The 2272-nt window shown below is 37.7% G+C and carries 2 protein-coding genes; one reads left to right on the forward strand and one right to left on the reverse strand.

Features of this window, described 5'->3' with window-relative positions:
* Positions 1-1025 (forward strand): N-acetylmuramoyl-L-alanine amidase (locus tag ACQV2X_RS08615; RefSeq protein WP_428891815.1); only part of this gene is annotated, 1025 nt, incomplete at its 5' end.
* 224 nt (positions 1026-1249) lie between these two features.
* Here ACQV2X_RS08615 and ACQV2X_RS08620 read toward each other — a convergent pair.
* A partial coding sequence (locus tag ACQV2X_RS08620) for an ISL3 family transposase (RefSeq protein ID WP_428894429.1) occupies positions 1250-2272 on the reverse strand: 1023 nt, incomplete at its 5' end.

The raw sequence follows: 2272 nt of genomic DNA on the forward strand, positions 1-2272 counted from the left end.
CACCAACACCAGAAAAGCCGGCTGAACCAACACCAGAAAAACCAAGCACACCGACTTCAACTAGAAAGACTTACACGGTGCGACCAGGGGACTGGTTGGCGAAGATTGCCAATCAATATGGCATCACCGTTCATCAATTGAAGGCATGGAACAACTTAAAAAGTAATTTAATTCACCCAGGCAACGTTTTAGTTGTTTCTAAGAATGAAACTGTGAATGTGACACGTCCAGAAAAACCATCTGAAAATTTAACCAGTGTCAATAATTATATTGTAAAATCAGGTGATTCACTCTACAGTATTGCAACGCGCTTTGGCGTAACTATTCAACAATTAAAGAATTGGAACAAGTTAACTTCCAATTTCATTTATGTTGGGCAAAGGCTTAATTTAAGTGGAGGTAAGATTATTAATCAGACTGTCCCTGTTTTGAGTCATAGTGTATTTATTGATGCTGGACATGGCGGTTCAGAAACTGGTGCTGTGGTTAATGGATACTCTGAGAAGGATTTAAATTTAATTATTTCAAGGCAAGTAGCTGATAAATTGCGTCAGCAAGGATATACTGTTTTTGAAACGCGTAAAGATGACTCAACCGTTGAACTGACGCGTAGAGATGATTTGCCAAACAAATTAAAATCTGATATTTTTGTAAGTATTCATCATAATGCTATGCCGAAACATTTAAAAGGCTCTGCTGAAGGGATACTCACTTTGTATCATGATCCTTCAGTGGATGTACCTGGTTATTCAACCTTGCCGCATCATTCACCATCAAAAATTACAGAAGGGAAACGCCTAGCAAATGAGATTCAAAAATCTTTAGTAGCTGCAACTGGAGGGGCTAGTCAAGGAATACGCCCTCAAAACCTTCACGTGACGCGTACAACGGATATGCCCGCAGCTTTAGTAGAACTAGGCTTTATGGACAATCCGTCTGAGATAAAAAAATTAACGGATTCGGTTTATCAAGCAAAATTAGTTGAAGGATTGATCAACGGAATCAATAGCTATTTTAATAATTAAAAGCAAAATAATTGTAGCTTAATATGCTCCCTCTATCGTAGATATTTAAGAATTTAACATCTACTCTAGGGGGAGTTGTATGTGTTTAATAGTAAATTTTTGTCGAACAGCTTATCCTCTAAGGCACTACCAGCTATCTATAAGAAGCATTGATTATTGAACAAAACAGGAAATGTTAAAAAATTAGGCTCTATGTCAAATAGGGTTGATGCTATCCAAGGAGATTAAGCAATTAACGGTTGCTTAGTCTCCTTTTCTTTTCTTCCTGACACATATAATCTTGATATTAAAAGAATTCTATTTTTGAAATGGGAGTCGTTTTTATAGCCATAAGCATGGCGTTTAAGCACTTTAATCGTGTTATTAATCCCTTCAATAGGGCCATTAGTCAGTGTGTGATAATGAAAGGTATTCTTAATGTATTGTTTAAACTTAGTAACTATTCTTAAGACTCTCTTAAGCCCCGGTGCAAGCGATTGATTTGAAGGCTGATAAAGGGAAGTCATAAACATAAGAGGGTCTGATTGATCGAGAGAGAAACGAAGGTCTTGGACCACACGATAGACGCTTTTAAGGACTTCATTTTGATTTAACAGGTAATCCACAACATTCCCTGTATTCGCTAAAGAGTCAAAAAGAGGATATCTTTCATAGCGTGTGTATTCAAGCTTCGTTTCCTTCATTAAAAACAGTTTCCAGTACCTCTTAAGCTTATTATAGAGCCTTCTGCCTTTATATCTTACTTGGTTCATTCCTTGAATCCGACAACGGTTCAATTCACGGTTAAGAGCTTGAACGATATGGAATCGGTCAATAATAATGGAAGCATTAGGAAATAATTGACGGATCAATTCAATATAGGGGACGTACCTATCAATACAAATGGTTTTTACTTTTTTTCGTTCGTGTCGACTATACCGGTAAAAGTGCTCTTTCAACGCATATAAACGACGATCCTCTACGATATCAACGACTTGGTGAGTCAGAGCATCACAATAGATAAAGCTCATAGACCCTCTAACGGAACGGGTCGATTTGAATTCATCAAAACAAAGATGTGCTGGAAGAGTGGTAGGTTGTTTACGTATTGTAGCAGCGAAAGCATCGACCACACGTCGTACGGTATGAATAGAGACAGGTGTTTGAGAATCGATTTTCTTTTCAGCAGTAGTGTCCGTTGCCAAGCTGGCGTTTTTTTTGCTTAGTGGCACGCGAAATAAAGCAGTTCTTCTCAACCAAATTGGTTT

It is taken from the genome of Facklamia sp. P12945, assembly GCF_050409485.1.
In the GTDB taxonomy this organism is placed as follows: domain Bacteria; phylum Bacillota; class Bacilli; order Lactobacillales; family Aerococcaceae; genus Facklamia.